This is a genomic window from Streptomyces hundungensis (assembly GCF_003627815.1).
In the GTDB taxonomy this organism is placed as follows: Bacteria; Actinomycetota; Actinomycetes; order Streptomycetales; family Streptomycetaceae; genus Streptomyces; species Streptomyces hundungensis_A.
The window spans coordinates 6,241,778-6,257,025 of record NZ_CP032698.1; the positions used below are offsets into that span (position 1 = coordinate 6,241,778).

A 15,248-nucleotide genomic window follows, 5' to 3' on the forward strand; every position below is an offset into this window, starting at 1 on the left:
TTAAGGGGCGCGGGGAACTGCGCGACCAGCCACGCACGGTCCGCAGCCGAAAGGGCTCCTGGGGCTCCGCCCCAGACCCCGTTCGCGCCTGAACGGCGCTCGTCCTCAAACGCCGGACGGGCTGAAGGTGCTGGCCAGCGCCGAGCATTTAAGGGGCACGGTCCGCAGGGGCGGGGGTCAGGAGTCCAGGCCGATGGCGAAGGCCGCTTCCAGGTCGTGTTGGGAGTACGTGCGGAACGCCACGTGCGTATCCGTCCCCTCCACCCCGGGGATCTTGCTGATGCTGCCGGGGATGATGTCCGCGAGGTCGTCGTGGCGGGCCACCCTGACCAGCGCGATCAGATCGTAGGTGCCGGTCACCGAGTACACCTCGCTGACGCTGTCGAGCGCCGCGATGGACTCCGCGATCTCGGGAATCCGGTCCACGCTGGTCTTGATGAGCACGATCGCGGTGATCACGGCTGGCTTTCTCCCTCGGTGGCGGCCGGACCCGCGGTCTTCACGGGCTTTCGGCGTTTCACTCTATCCGCCCCGCCGAAACGGGCCCACGCGTAGAGGAAGCCCAGGCCGAAGCCGACCAGATGGGCGAGGTAGGCCACCCCGGGCCCGGCCGAGGCGCCCTGGATCGCCAGCCATTGCAGGGCGAACCAGAAGATGAGCACGATCCAGGCGGGGAAGCGCAGGGGGAGGAAGAGGAGGAAGGGGAAGATGCTGGTCACCCTCGCCCGCGGGAAGAGGTAGAGGAAGGCGCCGAGGACGGCGGAGATCGCCCCGGACGCCCCCACCAGCGTCTGCTGCGAGCCCGCGTGCGCCGCCGCGTACGCGAAGAGCGCCAGATAGCCGGACACCAGGTAGAACAGGGCGAACTCTGGCCACCCCAGGCGCTCCTCGGCCATCGCGCCGAAGACGTACAGGAAGAGCATGTTGCCCAGCAGGTGCAGCCAGCTGCCGTGGACGAACAGGGCGGTGAGGGGGGTGAGCAGGGCGTGCGGCCGCCCCGCCATCAGTTCCGCGGGGATGACGCCCCAGCGCGCGAAGTGGTCGCTCTGGGCGCTCAGGATCGCGTCGCCCGTGCCGTACACCGGATTCAGGCCGGAGACCGGGCTCACCAGGAAGAGCAGACAGCACGCGGCGATCAGCCCGTACGTCACGGTCGGGCCGTGCACCGCGCCGCTCAGGATCGCCGTCGCCCGCCGTTTGGTCATGGGGAGAGAATGGCCCAAAGGGAGCTTTCGGTACAGACCGCCTCGCCGTGCCGGGGGCCGACGGGTAGGCCGTAGGGTTGCGGGCAGTACTCCCGCAGTTCGACGGCGCACCGCGAGATCCTGGACCATGGAAGAAGTGGAAAGAGGACGGCACCCCATGAGCACCGTTCCCCGGATGACCGCAGAGACCCGCTGGCGCTGCTCGCTCTGCGGAAACCTCACCCGTTTCGATGTCACCCGCTCGTCGAAAGTGGTCGAGTACGTCCATCTGGACCTTGCGGGAGAGCCCACGGTGGAGGAACGCGAGGTGGTCAGTGAGACCATCGAGTCGGTCCGCTGCCGCTGGTGCAACGCGGTGGACCAGATCGAGCTAGTGGACCGGCCGGGTACCGATACCGCGACCGCCTCCTGAGGGGCGGCCGCCCACGCGGTACGGATGACAGTTGGGGTGACGGATTGTGGAGCATGCAAGCGGTGCTGAACCGGCCGCTGCGGCCGGCGACGGCCCCGCCGAGGTGCTCGACCGCCCGCTGCCCGAAGGGGTGCGGCGCCGGGTCGTCGCCTTCGTCTCGGAGGCGTTCGGCGGCCTGACCGTCGCCGAACTGCCCGCCCAATTGCGGCAGTACGCCCGTTTCACCCCGACCCGGCGCGCCAAGTTCGCGGGCAACGCGATGGCCGCCGCCCTGGAGGGCGACCCGGTCTTCCGCCAGCGCATCGGCGAGCGGCTCAAGGAGTCGCAGCCGGAGCTGGCCGGGGCCGTCGAGGCGGGCTCGCCCCCCGCGGCCGCCGACCCGGTGGACGTGGCGGCCGCGGCCTATGTGCTGCGCCCGGCCGGCTGGGTGAAGCTGGTGGCCGCGGCCGGCGAGGAGGCCCAGCGGGCGTTCGCCGAGCGTGCGGAGGAGGAGGGCCGGCGCGAGGTGGAGCGCCTGCGGGAGGAACTCGCCGAGGCGCGCGAACGGATCAGGTCCGAGAACGAGACCCTGCGCGCCGAACTGCTCGCCGCCCGCAAGGAAGCCGAGACGCTCCAGCGCAAGCTGCGCAGTGCGCAGAGCGATGTGAAGCGCGGCGAGGCCGCCCTGCGCAGGACCACCGCCGAGATCGACGGCATCAAGTCCGAGGCGGCCGCGCGCGTCACCGCCGCCGAGAGCGAGACGCGCCGGCTCAAGACGCGGCTGAGCGAGGCCGAGTCCGGCCTGGAGGCGAGCCGGCGCGCGACCCGTGAGGGGCGTTCCGTCGAGGACATGCGGCTGCGGCTGCTGCTCGACACCGTCCTGGAAGGCGCCCAGGGACTGCGGCGCGAACTCGCCCTGCCGCCCGCCTCGGTACGCCCCGCCGACACCGTGGACGCGGTCGCGCCGGGCACCATGACGCCCAAGGACATCGCGGCCCGCGCCCTCTCGGAGACCGACCCGGCCCTGCTCGACCAGCTGCTCGCGCTGCCCCAGGTGCATCTGCTTGTGGACGGCTACAACGTCACCAAGACCGGCTATCCGACGATGCCGTTGGAGAAGCAGCGCCTTCGTCTCCTTGGCGGGCTCTCCGTGCTCGCCGCGCAGACCGGGGCCGAGGTCACCTGTGTCTTCGACGGCGCGGAGCTGGCCGCCCCGGTGCTGCTCGCCCCGCCCCGGGGCGTACGGGTGCTGTTCTCCAAGCCCGGGGTGACCGCGGACGAGCTGATCCGCCAGCTGGTGCGGGCCGAGCCCTCCGGTCGGCCGGTGGTGGTGGCCTCCACGGACAAGGAGGTCGCGGACGGCGTCGCGAAGGCGGGCGCCCGCCCCGTCGCCTCCCTGCTGCTCCTGAAGCGGCTTTCACGCGTCTGAGGCATTCAGGCCGTTCTGCAACTCCTGTGTTCAATGCCCGAATTCGGGTGGTCGTCGACGAGCACTCCGTCAAGTGCCCACTACTGCGCGTGGGATGACAGTAAAGAATCCTCTCAGTGACCGACTTTTTCCCATCAGGATTTGAACTGATCACAGGAAGGTCACTAGGGTCGGGGCTCGTACCTTCATGCGGTTGATCACTCGTTCGGGGTGTCCGTGAAGGGCCCGCCGATTCTGCTCTGTTCGGCGGCTGAGGAAGAAGGAGCTCGCCTTCGTGGGGTCCCACCGTCGTCCCAAGCCCGCGAGCCGCACGCGCGTGACCGTGCTCAGCGCGACCGCCGCCGCTGTCGTCGCCCTCACTTCGCAGGCCGCGCAGGCGGACCCGAAGCCCACCAAGGACGAGGTCAAGAGCAAGGTCGACAAGCTCTACGACGAGGCCGAGCAGGCGACCGAGGCGGCCAACGGCGCCAAGGAGAAGCAGGGTCAGCTGGAGAAGCAGATCGGCGAGATCCAGGACAAGGTGGCCCGCGGCCAGCAGGAGCTCAACACCCTGCGCAGCGGCCTCGGTTCGATGGCCTCCGCGCAGTACCGCTCCGGTGGCATCGACCCCTCGCTCGCCCTCTTCCTCTCCTCCAACCCGGACGACTTCCTCGACAAGGCGTCCTCCCTCGACCAGCTCAGCGCCAACCAGACCGAGGCGCTCCAGAAGATCCAGGGCAAGCAGCGCACCCTCGCGCAGCAGCGCAAGGAAGCCCAGGACAAGTTGAAGGACCTCGCCGACACCCGCCAGGTGCTCGACGACAAGAAGAAGGAAGTCCAGGGCAAGCTCGGCGAGGCGCAGAAGCTGCTCAACACGCTGACCGCGCAGGAGAAGGCCGCGCTCGCCTCCGACGAGGCCCGCGCCAACCGCTCCACCGAGCGCCCCAACCTCGGCAAGGACGTGCCCGCCTCGGGCGTCGGCGCCGCCGCCCTCGCCGCGGCCCAGGGCCAGTTGGGCAAGCCGTACAGCTACGGCACGACCGGCATGGCGACCTTCGACTGCTCAGGCCTCACGGGCTACGCCTACGGGCAGGCGGGCGTTCACCTGCCGCGCACCTCGCAGGAGCAGGCCACTCGCGGCACCCGGATCGGCCGCGGCGACCTCAAGCCCGGCGACCTGGTGCTCTTCTTCGGCGACCTGCACCACATCGGCCTGTACGCCGGCAACAACACGGTGCTGCACGCCCCGCACTCGGGAGCGGTCGTCCGCTACGAGTCCATGGACAACATGCCCTTCCAGTTCGGTGTGCGCATCGGCTGATCCGCCTGTGCCCCCGTCAGCCGTCGACACCGCCCAAACGGGCGAATTGCCGCACCTCCCGCTGACGCGACGCCCCGCCGGTGACCTGTGTTCTCCGGTGGGGCGTCACTGTGCGTACGCCAAACGGTCGTTGGCCCCCGGGTGTTCGCCCGGTTACTGTCCGGCGTGCGGTTCCCCCGGTGACTCGCCGCCCGCCCGGGCGGCAGGGGCCGCACGCAGTGCAAGGGAGTACGGCATCCGTGGCGTCCCATCGCCGGCCTTCGCAGTCGGGCCTGACCCAGAGCGCCCGCGTCACCGTCCTTTCGGCCGCGGCGGCGACGGCCGCGGCGGCGCTCGGGGCCACCGTGGCGAGCGCGGCCCCGCAGGAGCCGAGCCCGTCCGGGCAGGCCGCGGTCGACCGCCTCTTCGAGGAGGCCGAGCGGGCCACCGAGCAGTTCGACAAGGCGGACGAGCACGCCAAGCTCCTGCGTGACCAGGTCAAACAGGCACAGGACGGCGTCGCGCGCGGCCAGGAGAAGATCAACCGCATGCGGGGCGCGCTCGGCGCGATCGCCGGGGCCCAGTACCGGTCGGGCGGCATCGACCCCGCGCTCGCCCTGCTGCTCTCCTCGAACCCGGCCACCTATCTCGACCAGGCCGCCACCCTCGACCGGCTGGGCGAACGCCAGTCGGGAGCGCTCCAGGACCTGCGGCACGAGCAGCGCCACCTGGCCCAGCAGCGCGCCGAGGCGAGCCGCAAACTCGCCGAGCTGGAGCGCAGCCGCACCGACGTGGCCCGGCACAAGCGGACCGTCGAGTCGAAGCTGGCCGAGGCGCGCCGCGTCCTGAACGCGCTGCCGAGCGCCGACCGGGCCGCCTTCGACCGCGCGTCCCGCTCGGAGCGCGGCGAACTGCCCCCGCTCTCCGACTCCGCCCCCGCCTCCTCGCGCGCCGCCGCGGCCGTCATGGCGGCCCGCTCCGCGATCGGCAAACCGTACATCTGGGGCGCCAACGGGCCCTCCGGGTTCGACTGTTCGGGCCTGATGCAGTGGTCGTACGCCCGGGCCGGCGTCGGCCTGCCGCGCACCTCGCAGGCACAGCGGTACGCCGGCCGCCAGGTGCCGCTCTCCGAGGCCAAGCCCGGGGACCTGGTCGCCTACCGGCACGACGCGAGCCACATCGCCATGTACGTGGGCAACGGCCAGGTGGTGCACGCGCCGTACCCCGGCGCGCCGGTGCGCTACGACCCCGTCGGGATGATGCCCGTCTCCTCGGTGACCCGCGTGTGACCGTACGATCGGCGGCGTGGCAGGCGATGGGCAGGGGCGAGGGAGACGGCGGGGCCGGGCGGCGGCGGGCGCGCTCGCGGTGCTGCTGTGCGCCACGGCCTGCTCGGCGCCCGCGGCGGCGCCCGACGCCACCACCGGCGAGGTGCAGCAGGTTCTGGACCGGCGCGCGGCCGCGGTCCTGAAGCACGACGCGAGCGGCTATCTGGCGGCGCTCGACCCCGCGGCGAGCGCCCTGCGGGCGTCCCAGGGCGCCGAGTTCACCAACCTCGCACAGGTGCCGCTGGCCTCCTGGGCGTACCGCGTCACCGGCGTGGACCACAAGGGCCCGCAGGCCACCGCCCAGGTCGAGCTGCGCTACCGGATCCAGGGCTATGACACCGCGCCCGTGACGGCGGCCCGCACCCTCACCCTGGGCCGGCGCGGCGGGACCTGGTACGTCACCGGCGACCTGCCCGCGCGCGGCGCCGCGCAGCCGCTGTGGCAGCAGGGCCCGGTCACCGTCGTGCGCGGCGCCCGCAGCCTGATCCTCGGGGTGGGCCAGGACGCGGCGAAGCTGCGGGGGATCGCGGCGGCCGAGGACGCGGCCGTGCCCGCGGTGTCGGCGGCCTGGCCGGGAGTCTGGGCCCGCCGGGTCGTCGTCCTCGTACCGGCCTCCCTGGACGGCATGGCCGCGCTGCTCGGCGCGCCCGCCGCCTCCTACCGGGGCATCGCGGCCGTGACCACCGGCGAGGTGGGCGGGGCGGGGGCCGCCCCGGCGGACCGGGTGATCGTGAATCCGGACGCCTACGCGGTCCTCGGCGACCTGGGCCGCCGCGTCGTCCTCGCCCACGAGACCACCCATGTCGCCACCCGCGCCCACACCTCGCCCGCCACCCCGCTGTGGCTCTCGGAGGGGTACGCGGACTGGATCGGCTACCGCGACACCGGCCGTACCGCGCCGCAGGCCGCCCCCGAACTCCTCAAGGCCGTCCGCGCGGGCGACCTCCCCGCCGACCTCCCCTCGGACGCCGACTTCGGCTTCGACGGCGGCGCGGACCGGCTGGCGAAGGCGTACGAGAGCGGCTGGCTGGCCTGCCGCATGATCGCCGCGAACTGGGGCGAGGCCGCGCTGGCCCGCTTCTACACCGAGGTCGGCGACCAGCCCCACCGCGAGGGCGCCCTGGAGAAGGCCATGGACGACCAACTGGGCCTGAACCTAAGGGAGTTCACGACACGGTGGCGGGAGTACGTACGCTCCCAGCTGGCCTGATCGTCGTCCGCGCCGGCGGGCTCAGCCGCCGCCCAGCTCCTCGATCGTCTCGGCCAGCCACGCCTTCTCCTCCCTGCCGGTGGCCCGCGCGATCCGCAGCATCCCCTGCCGGAACGGATCGGGCGCCCGCTCGACGGTGACGGGCTCGCCGTCGCGGTAGAAGAAGCTCGCGGGCGCCTGGAGAAAGGCCTGCCGCCGGGCGAGGACGGCCGCCTGCTCGGCGGGGTCGGGCAGGTGCCGCAGGAAGGCGAGCAGGGTGAAGAAGCGCTGCCCGTCGGTGATCTCGACGTCCTTGGGGTGGCGCAGCCGCTCCAGGAGGGCGGCCCGGCCGGCGTCGGTGAGCGACAGGGTCCGCCGCGGGGCGGCCCCGCTGCCCGGCTCGGTGCGCTGCTCCAGGACGCCGGCCTTGACCAGGCGAGTGATCGCCGGGTAGAGCGCCCCGTCGCTGACCGGGCGGATGTGGCCGCTGAGCCCCTTGATCCGCTCCTTGAGCTCATAGCCGTGCAGGGGTTCCTCGTACAGGAAGCCCAGGATCGACAGCTCCAGCATGGCGCCCCTCGTCTTGTCCGGTTGCCGCGCCCATGGTACCTCTTATCGAGTTACCTCGAATCGAGGTATTGGCAACGGGGGAGAGCTCCATGGAGGCGACCGCTCATCGCAGGCGGCTGGTGTCGCTCGCGTTTCCGGTCTACGGCGAACTCATGGCCGGGGTCGCGGCCGGAATCATCAACACCCTCTGGGTGACCCGCCTCGGCGGGGACGCCGTGGCCGCGGTCGCCGTCGCGACCAACGTCGAGAACGTGCTGCTCGGCATCGCCCTCATGGCCGGCTCCGGCACGACCGTGCTGCTCGCCCGGGCCAGGGGAGCCGGAGAGCAGGGCGCGGTGCGGGCGGCCGTGCGGGGTGGCTGGGCGCTGTGGGCGCTGCTCGCCCCGGCCGTCGCGATCGGCGCCTTCCTGGGACGGGAGCCGATCGCCCGGCTTGTGCTCGGCGCCGACGCGGGCGGGGCCCTGCCGCTCGCCGTCGGCTACTTCTCCATAGCGCTGCCCGGCATCGCCGTCTTCTTCGCCACCAACGTCGTCGACGGCATCCTCAAGGGCACCGGCGACACCCGCACCCCGATGCGCCTGGCGTTGCTGTCCAACGGGCTCATCCTCGTCCTCGACCCGCTGCTGATCCTGGGCTGCGGCCTCGGTGTGCGGGGCGCGGCGCTCGCCACCGTGGCCGGGCGCTCGGTCGCGCTGGCGCGGGGGCTCCTGGTGCTGCGCCGCACCCCCGCGCTGCGCGCCGCCGGACCCGTACCGCACGCGTGGACCACCGATCTGCGGCGCACGGTCCGCACCGGGCTCCCCCTGTCCGCCGACTTCGTCACGCGCATGGGCGGCGCCCTCGCCGTGGTCGCCGTCGTCGCCCGGATCGGCGTCGCCGAGGTCGCCGCGTACGGCATCGCGACCAAGGCGATGTACGGGGCGACCATGGCCTTCTACTCCGTACGCCAGGCCGCCGCCATCCACACCGCGCGGCTGCTCGGGGCCGGGCGGGACGAGCGGGGGGCCGTCGGGCGCGAGGTCCTGCGCGTCGCGGCCGTGCTGGGGGCCGGGGCCGGTCTCGTGCTGTTCGCCGCCGCGCCCTGGATCATGGCCGCCTTCGGTGCGCACGGTGCCGTCGCGACCGCCGGGGTGCTTCAACTGCGGTGTCTGGGGCCCTACTTGATGCTGCTCGCGTGCTTCATCGGGTGGGGCGGGGTGGTGGAGGGCGGCGGGGGCAGTCCTCGTCTGGTGCGGATCACCGGGTGCGGGGTGGCGCTGCAACTGGTGCTCGCCCACGCCCTGTCGGGGCTCGGGCTGCCGGGGATCTGTCTGGCCATGGCGCTGGCGATGGGGGTGCAGTGCGCGGCCCTGGCCCGGCTCCACCGGCGGACGGGCGCTCAGCGCGTCGTCGACGGTTCGCCCGCGCGGGCGGGCTGAGGTGACAGGACCGAGGGAGTGCGCGGCGAGACGGTGGTGCGCCACAGGATGCGGCAGGCCAGGAGGGAGGCCCAGACCAGCAGGCCGTTGCGTACGGTGAGCAGGAGCAGGCCCAGCCAGTCGCCGGCGACCACGTGCGAGAACCAGATCGGGAACTCCAGGAACGTCACCCCCGTGGCGGCCAGGACGAGCCGCGCGGGGCGGGCCATCGGGCCGCGTCGGTGGACCAGGCACACCGCGGCGAGACCCACCAGCCACAGCATGTACTGGGGGCTGATGACCCGGCTCGTCGTCGTGAACAGCAGCACCGCCGTGAACGCCGCGTCCGCGGGGGTGCTCGGACGCATCGGCCCCCCGGCCCGTACGCGCCACAGCAGCAGCCAGCCGAAGGCGAGCACGGTCAGCGCCATCGACAGGGCGGACACCAGCGGCACATAGGGCCCGAGGAACTCCACCGAGCCGTAGTTGAGCTGGACCGTGCCCCGCCAGCCGAACAGCCGGGCCAGATGGAAGACCAGCGCGCCCAGCGACTCGACCTCCGTGCCCCGCTCCCGCTGGAAGGTGAGGAAGGCGAACGCGCCGGGCGCCGCCGCCACACACGCCGTCAGCAGCGCGGCGGCGCTCACCGCGGCCGCCGTCCAGGCCCGCCTCGGCGCACGGATCAGCAGCAGGGCGGGCCACCCCTTCAACAAGGCCCCGAACGCGGCGAGCGCGCCCAGGACGCGCGGCCGGCCGACTCCCGCCAGCAGCGCGGCGACCGCGACGGCCGTCACCATCAGGTCGTAGCGGGCGTACGCGGTCGGGCCGAGCAGCGCCACCCCGAGCGTCCACACCCACGCGCCGTTCAGGGACCTGCCCGGCCGGTCCGCCGCGTACATCAGGAGGCAGAAGACCACCGCGTCCGCCAGGAAGACGAGCGCGAAGAACGCGGTCGCGTAGTCGAGGAACGGCAGGGCCGCGGGCGAGAGGATCGCCAGGGCGGCGGCCGGCGGGTACTGCCAGGTGACGTCGTCCAGCGGATAGGTGCCGGTCGCGAGCACCTGGGACCAGCCCTGGTAGATGGCGTGGACGTCGCTGGTGACGTCCGGGCCCGGCAGCAGCAGCACCCTGAAGGCGCAGAGCAACAGCAGGAAGCGGGTCACGGCCCAGGTGGCCGCCACCGCGAGGGGGCGCCGGGGGATGCTCATGATGTCCGTCTCGTCCTCGTTTCGGGGGCCCGGAGCCGCCATGATGCCGGGTGCCCCGCTCCGTCCGGCGTCAGGCGGGGCCGAGCCCGACGGTTGCGGGGCGCCGACCGGGCCCGCCCGCCGCGTCCGCGCGCGCCGGGTTCGGTACTGTCGGCGGCGATGCACAAGACCTTGATCGTGACCAATGACTTCCCGCCGCGCCCGGGCGGGATCCAGGCGTTCCTGCACAACATGGCGCTGCGACTCGACCCCGAACAGGTCGTCGTGTACGCCTCGACGTGGAAGCGCGGCCAGGAGGGCGCGGCGGCGACCGCCGCGTTCGACGCCGAACAGCCCTTCACCGTCGTACGGGACCGCACCACGATGCTGCTCCCGACGCCCCGGGTCACCCGGCGGGCCGTCGGGCTGCTGCGCGAACACGGCTGCTCCTCCGTGTGGTTCGGGGCGGCCGCCCCGCTCGGCCTCATGGGCCCCGCGCTGCGCCGGGCCGGCGCGGAGCGGCTCGTGGCGACCACCCACGGGCACGAGGCCGGCTGGGCCCAACTCCCCGTCGCGCGGCAGCTGTTGAGGCGCATCGGTGAGGGCACCGACACCATCACCTACCTCGGCGAGTACACCCGCTCGCGGATCGCGGGCGCGCTCACCCCGCAGGCGGCGGCCCGCATGGTCCAACTGCCGCCCGGCGTCGACGAGAAGACCTTCCACCCCGGCTCCGGCGGCGACGCCGTACGCGAGCGGCTCGGGCTCACCGACCGGCCCGTGGTGGTCTGCGTCTCACGGCTCGTGCCGCGCAAGGGGCAGGACACGCTGATCCTCGCCCTCCCGGCGATCCTCGCGCAGGTGCCGGACGCGGTCCTGCTCATCGTGGGTGGCGGCCCCTACGAGGCGGAGCTGCGCAAGCTCGCGGCCGACACCGGGGTCGCGTCCTCGGTCCGCTTCACCGGGGCGGTGCCGTGGGCCGAGCTGCCCGCGCACTACGGGGCGGGGGACGTCTTCGCGATGCCCTGCCGCACGCGGCGCGGCGGCCTGGACGTCGAAGGCCTCGGCATCGTCTACCTGGAGGCCTCCGCGACCGGCCTGCCCGTGGTGGCCGGCGACTCCGGCGGCGCGCCGGACGCGGTCCTGGACGGCGAGACGGGCTTCGTCGTACGGGGCGGCTCCCCCGAGGACTCGGCGGCCCGCATCGTGACCCTGCTCCAGGACGCGGGGCTGCGGGGGCGGATGGGGGAGCGGGGGAGGGCGTGGGTGGAGGAGCGCTGGCGCTGGGACCTCCTGGCGCGGAAGCTGCGCGGCTTGCTGTAACGGGCCCGTTCGGCCCCCGGCCGACTGCGGGCGAGGCCATTGCGCAGTTCCCCGCGCCCCTGAAACCCGTCTGCGTCTGCGGGCCACGGGCGGCTGCTCGCGCAGTTCCCCGCGCCCCTAAACCCTCTCGACCCTGCGGACCGTGCCCGCGTCTCGCGCAGTTCCCCGCGCCCCCAAGAAAACCCGCTTTCGTCTGCGGGCCGTGGCTGGCTGGTCGCGCAGTTCCCCGCGCCCCTAAAAGCCCTTCGGTCTGCGGACCGTGCTCGCTTCTCGCGCAGTTCCTCGCGCCCCTTAAGTGCTCGGTGCTGGCCAGTGCAGGCCACCTCAGCCCGTCCGGCGTTTGAGGACGAGCGCCGTTCAGGCGCGATACGGGGTCTGGGGCGGAGCCCCAGGAGGCCCGGAACCATCCAACCCCCGTCACGGGCGGGTGGGTGGGCAAGGCGCCTCGGGGTCTGGGGCGGAGCCCCAGGGGGTGCGGGGTCGGGGGCGGAGCCCGGGGGCCCCTGGGGGCTAGGGGGTGTAGATCGCTTCGATCTCGTCCGCGAAATCCTTGGCCACGACATTCCGCTTGAGCTTCAGCGACGGCGTGATGTGCCCCGCCTCCTCCGTGAACTGTGCCCCGAGGATCCGGAACTTGCGTACCGACTCCGCCTTGGAGACCGCTGCGTTGCCGTCGTCCACCGCCCGCTGCACCTCCGCGAGGAGCTCCGCGTCGTCGCGCAGCGAGATCGCCGTGGCCCCCACGGGCTTGCCGTGTTCCTCCGCCCAGCGCCCGAGGAACTCCTCGTCCAGCGTGATGAGCGCGCCCACGAAGGGCCGCCCGTCGCCGACGACCATGCACTCGGCGACCAGGGCGTGCCCGCGGATGCGGTCCTCGATGACGGCGGGGGCGACGTTCTTGCCGCCCGCCGTGACGATGATCTCCTTCTTGCGGCCGGTGATCGCGAGGTAGCCGTCCTCGTCGAGGGTGCCGATGTCACCGGTGTGGAACCAGCCGTCCGCCAGCGCCTCGGCGGTCGCGGACTCGTTGTTCCAGTAGCTCTGGAAGAGGTGCTCGCCGTGGAGCAGCACCTCGCCGTCGTCCGCGATCCGGACCACCGAACCCGGCAGCGGCTGACCGACCGTGCCGATCTTGGGCCGGTCCCACGGGTTGAAGGCGGTCGCGGCGCAGGACTCGGTGAGGCCGTAGCCCTCCAGGACCGTGAAGCCGATGCCGCGGAAGAAGTGGCCGAGCCGCTCGCCCAGCGGCGCGCCGCCGGAGATCGCGTACTCGCCGCGTCCGCCGAGCACCGCCCGCAGCTTGCTGTAGACGAGCTTGTCGAAGACCTTGTGTTTGAGCTTGAGCCCGATGGACGGCCCGGCGTCCGTGCTGAGCGCCTTGCTGTAGGCGATCGCGGTGCCGGCGGCCTTGTCGAAGATCTTGCCCTTGCCGTCGGCCTGCGCCTTGGCGCGCGCCGAGTTGTAGACCTTCTCGAAGACGCGCGGCACGCCGAGGATCAACGTCGGCCGGAACGAGGCGAGTTCATCGGTGAGGTTCTTGATGTCCGGTACGCAGCCGAGCTTGATCGGCGCCATCACCGAGGCCACCTCGACCAGCCGGCCGAAGACATGGGCGACGGGGAGGAAGAGCAGGACCGAGCACTCGCCGGTGCGGAAGAGCGGCTTGAGGCGCTCCACCACGTTGCCGCACTCGGCGAAGAACGCACGGTGGGTCAGCACACAGCCCTTGGGGCGGCCGGTGGTGCCCGAGGTGTAGACGATGGTCGCCGGGTCGTCGGCGTGCGCCGAGGACATCCGGGCGTCGAGCACGGCGTCCGGGACGTCCGCGCCGGTCGCGGCGAGCCGGGCGACGGCGTCGGCCTCGACCTGCCAGATGCCCTTGAGGGCGGGCAGCCCGGCCCGGACCGACTCCACCGATGCCTCGTGCGCCGGGGACTCGACGATGGCGAGCGTCGCGGCGGAGTCGCCGAGGATCCACTGGATCTGCTCGGGCGAGCTGGTCTCGTACACCGGCACGGTGACGGCGCCCGCGCTCCAGATCGCGAAGTCGATCAGCACCCACTCATAGCGGGTGCGCGAGAGCAGGGCGACGCGGTCGCCCGCCTCGACGCCCGCGGCGATCAGGCCCTTGGCGACGGCGCGCACCTCGGCGAGGAACTGGCGGGCGGTGACATCGGCCCAGGCACCCGCGATCTTGCGGCCCATCACCGCGACATCGGGGTGCTGAGCGGCATTGCGGCGGATCAGATCCGTCAGGTTGCCGTCCGAAGGGACCTCGTACAGGGCCGGAAGGCTGAACTCGCGCAAGACTGCTGCTCCTCATCGGGCGCCGGTGCCACGGCTCTGTGTGACGCACCGGCTGCGGTCCAAGATCGGGCAGGTGCCCGGCGGATCCGTGGGGGGCGGAACTGACGAGCACGACTGGACTGCCCGGACGTTACCCACCGGTAGTGGGTTCCGGATAGGGGGTTCTGGCCAGATGTTCGGTGCGTCACACATGTTTGACACTGCTTCGCGCACAGTAGTCCACACCTTTGACCACCCGGAAGTAACCGCAGGTCCGACGGCCTAAGGTGATCCGCATGCGAGTTCATGTGGTCAGTGACGTGCACGGGAACGCCGAGGGCCTGGCCAAGGCGGGTGAGGGCGCCGATGCCCTGATCTGCCTCGGTGACCTGGTCCTCTTCCTCGACTACGCCGACCACTCGCGCGGCATCTTCCCCGACCTCTTCGGCGTCGACAACGCCGACCGGATCGTCGCCCTGCGCACCGCCCGGCGCTTCGAGGAGGCCCGTGAGCTGGGGCGTTCGCTCTGGGCCGGCCTGGACCGGGAGGCCGCGATCGAGGCCGCGGTCCGCCGCCAGTACGCCGAGCTGTTCGCCGCCTTCCCCACCCCGACGTACGCCACGTACGGCAACGTCGACCTGCCGCACCTCTGGCCGCAGTACGCGGGCCCGGGCACCACCGTCCTGGACGGGCAGCGCGTGGAGATAGCCGGGCGCGTCTTCGGCTTCGTCGGCGGCGGGCTGCGCACGCCCATGCGCACGCCGCATGAGATCTCCGACGAGGAGTACGCCGCCAAGGTCGAGGCGCTCGGCGAGGTCGACGTGCTCTGCTCGCACATCCCGCCCGAGGTCCCCGAGCTCGTGTACGACACCGTCGCCCGCCGCTTCGAACGCGGCTCGCGCGCCCTGCTCGCGGCGATCGAGAAGACCCGGCCCCGCTACTCCCTCTTCGGCCACGTCCACCAGCCGCTGGCCCGGCGGATGCGGATCGGCCGCACCGAGTGCGTGAACGTCGGCCACTTCGCGGCCACCTCCCGCCCCTTCGCCCTCCAGTGGTGATCCGGCCACTGGAGTGGGCGCCGACCCGCACGCGATAGCCTGCACGCACATCTCCCCATCAACGACGGCCCCGCCGGGCGGGGGAGACCCAGACCCACCGGACCGCGCACTGGAGGAGCCACGACGATGGCGGAACACACCAGCTCGTCTATCACCATCGAGGCAACCCCCGCCGACGTCATGGGGGTGATCGCGGACTTCGCCCGCTATCCCGAGTGGACCGGCGAGGTGAAGGAGGCCGAGGTGCTCGCCACCGACGCCGCCGGCCACGCCGAGAAGGTGCGGCTGCTGCTGGACGCGGGCGCCATCAAGGACGACCACACCCTCGCCTACACCTGGAACGGCAACACGGTCAGCTGGACGCTGGTCAAGTCCCAGATGCTGCGCACCCTCGACGGCTCGTACATCCTCGCGGACGCCCCCGGCGGACGGACCGAGGTCACCTACCGGCTCACCGTCGACGTCAAGATCCCCATGCTCGGCATGATCAAGCGCAAGGCCGAGAAGGTCATCATCGACCGCGCCCTGGCCGGCCTGAAGAAGCGCGTCGAAAGCGGTTCGGGCGGCGCCGAGGCCGGTTCCGCCGACGGGACCAAGAAGCTCTAG

14 protein-coding genes are annotated in these 15,248 nt (G+C 72.5%); 9 read left to right on the forward strand and 5 right to left on the reverse strand.

Features of this window, described 5'->3' with window-relative positions:
• Positions 1-177: 177 nt before the first annotated feature.
• Positions 178-459 carry an Lrp/AsnC family transcriptional regulator gene (locus tag DWB77_RS27665; RefSeq protein ID WP_053727718.1) on the reverse strand — a complete coding sequence of 94 codons (282 nt, stop codon included), beginning with the start codon at positions 457-459 and terminating at the stop codon, positions 178-180.
• Positions 456-1,205, reverse strand: a complete 750-nt coding sequence (locus DWB77_RS27670) for a rhomboid family intramembrane serine protease (protein WP_120724138.1) — start codon at positions 1,203-1,205, stop codon at positions 456-458. Before DWB77_RS27670 ends, DWB77_RS27665 begins: the two co-directional genes overlap by 4 nt.
• Positions 1,206-1,362: 157 nt before the next feature.
• On the opposite strand from DWB77_RS27670, the gene DWB77_RS27675 reads away from it, so the two are divergent.
• The 5 genes from DWB77_RS27675 (at position 1,363) to DWB77_RS27695 (ending at position 6,842) form a co-directional block, all read left to right on the forward strand.
• Entirely contained in the window at positions 1,363-1,617 is a 255-nt protein-coding gene (locus DWB77_RS27675; RefSeq protein WP_120724140.1) for a hypothetical protein, read from the forward strand.
• A gap of 46 nt (positions 1,618-1,663) precedes the next feature.
• The gene (locus DWB77_RS27680) at positions 1,664-3,025 is read left to right on the forward strand and encodes an NYN domain-containing protein (RefSeq protein ID WP_120724142.1); all 1,362 of its coding nucleotides are present in this window, start codon (positions 1,664-1,666) and stop codon (positions 3,023-3,025) included.
• A gap of 274 nt (positions 3,026-3,299) precedes the next feature.
• Entirely contained in the window at positions 3,300-4,325 is a 1,026-nt protein-coding gene (locus DWB77_RS27685) for an NlpC/P60 family protein (protein ID WP_120724144.1), read from the forward strand.
• Between the two features lie 239 nt (positions 4,326-4,564).
• A complete protein-coding gene (locus DWB77_RS27690) occupies positions 4,565-5,593 on the forward strand; it encodes an NlpC/P60 family protein (protein WP_120724145.1) in 1,029 nt (342 codons plus the stop codon).
• A 16-nt stretch (positions 5,594-5,609) separates the two neighbouring features.
• The gene (locus DWB77_RS27695) at positions 5,610-6,842 is read left to right on the forward strand and encodes a hypothetical protein (RefSeq protein ID WP_120724147.1); all 1,233 of its coding nucleotides are present in this window, start codon (positions 5,610-5,612) and stop codon (positions 6,840-6,842) included.
• A gap of 21 nt (positions 6,843-6,863) precedes the next feature.
• Here DWB77_RS27695 and DWB77_RS27700 read toward each other — a convergent pair whose 3' ends face one another.
• The gene (locus DWB77_RS27700) at positions 6,864-7,391 is read right to left on the reverse strand and encodes a PadR family transcriptional regulator (RefSeq protein ID WP_120724149.1); all 528 of its coding nucleotides are present in this window, start codon (positions 7,389-7,391) and stop codon (positions 6,864-6,866) included.
• Between the two features lie 89 nt (positions 7,392-7,480).
• Here DWB77_RS27700 and DWB77_RS27705 point away from each other — a divergent pair, with 89 nt between their 5' ends.
• Positions 7,481-8,809, forward strand: coding sequence for an MATE family efflux transporter (locus tag DWB77_RS27705; RefSeq protein WP_120724151.1), 1,329 nt, complete (start codon positions 7,481-7,483; stop codon positions 8,807-8,809).
• Here DWB77_RS27705 and DWB77_RS27710 read toward each other — a convergent pair.
• On the reverse strand, positions 8,770-9,996 hold the full coding sequence (locus DWB77_RS27710; protein WP_120728332.1) for a glycosyltransferase 87 family protein: 1,227 nt from the start codon (positions 9,994-9,996) through the stop codon (positions 8,770-8,772). The genes DWB77_RS27705 and DWB77_RS27710 overlap by 40 nt on opposite strands.
• A gap of 159 nt (positions 9,997-10,155) precedes the next feature.
• On the opposite strand from DWB77_RS27710, the gene DWB77_RS27715 reads away from it, so the two are divergent.
• Positions 10,156-11,298: a glycosyltransferase family 4 protein gene (locus tag DWB77_RS27715; RefSeq protein ID WP_120724152.1), complete on the forward strand. Its 1,143-nt coding sequence runs from the start codon at positions 10,156-10,158 to the stop codon at positions 11,296-11,298.
• A 510-nt stretch (positions 11,299-11,808) separates the two neighbouring features.
• On the opposite strand, the gene DWB77_RS27720 is transcribed toward DWB77_RS27715, so the two are convergent.
• Positions 11,809-13,605: an AMP-dependent synthetase/ligase gene (locus DWB77_RS27720; RefSeq protein ID WP_120724153.1), complete on the reverse strand. Its 1,797-nt coding sequence runs from the start codon at positions 13,603-13,605 to the stop codon at positions 11,809-11,811.
• A gap of 275 nt (positions 13,606-13,880) precedes the next feature.
• On the opposite strand from DWB77_RS27720, the gene DWB77_RS27725 reads away from it, so the two are divergent.
• Positions 13,881-14,642 (forward strand): metallophosphoesterase family protein, encoded by a 762-nt coding sequence (locus tag DWB77_RS27725; RefSeq protein WP_120724154.1) that lies wholly within the window; start codon positions 13,881-13,883, stop codon positions 14,640-14,642.
• A 126-nt stretch (positions 14,643-14,768) separates the two neighbouring features.
• Complete coding sequence (locus DWB77_RS27730) at positions 14,769-15,248, forward strand: SRPBCC family protein (RefSeq protein WP_120724155.1); 480 nt, start codon at positions 14,769-14,771, stop codon at positions 15,246-15,248.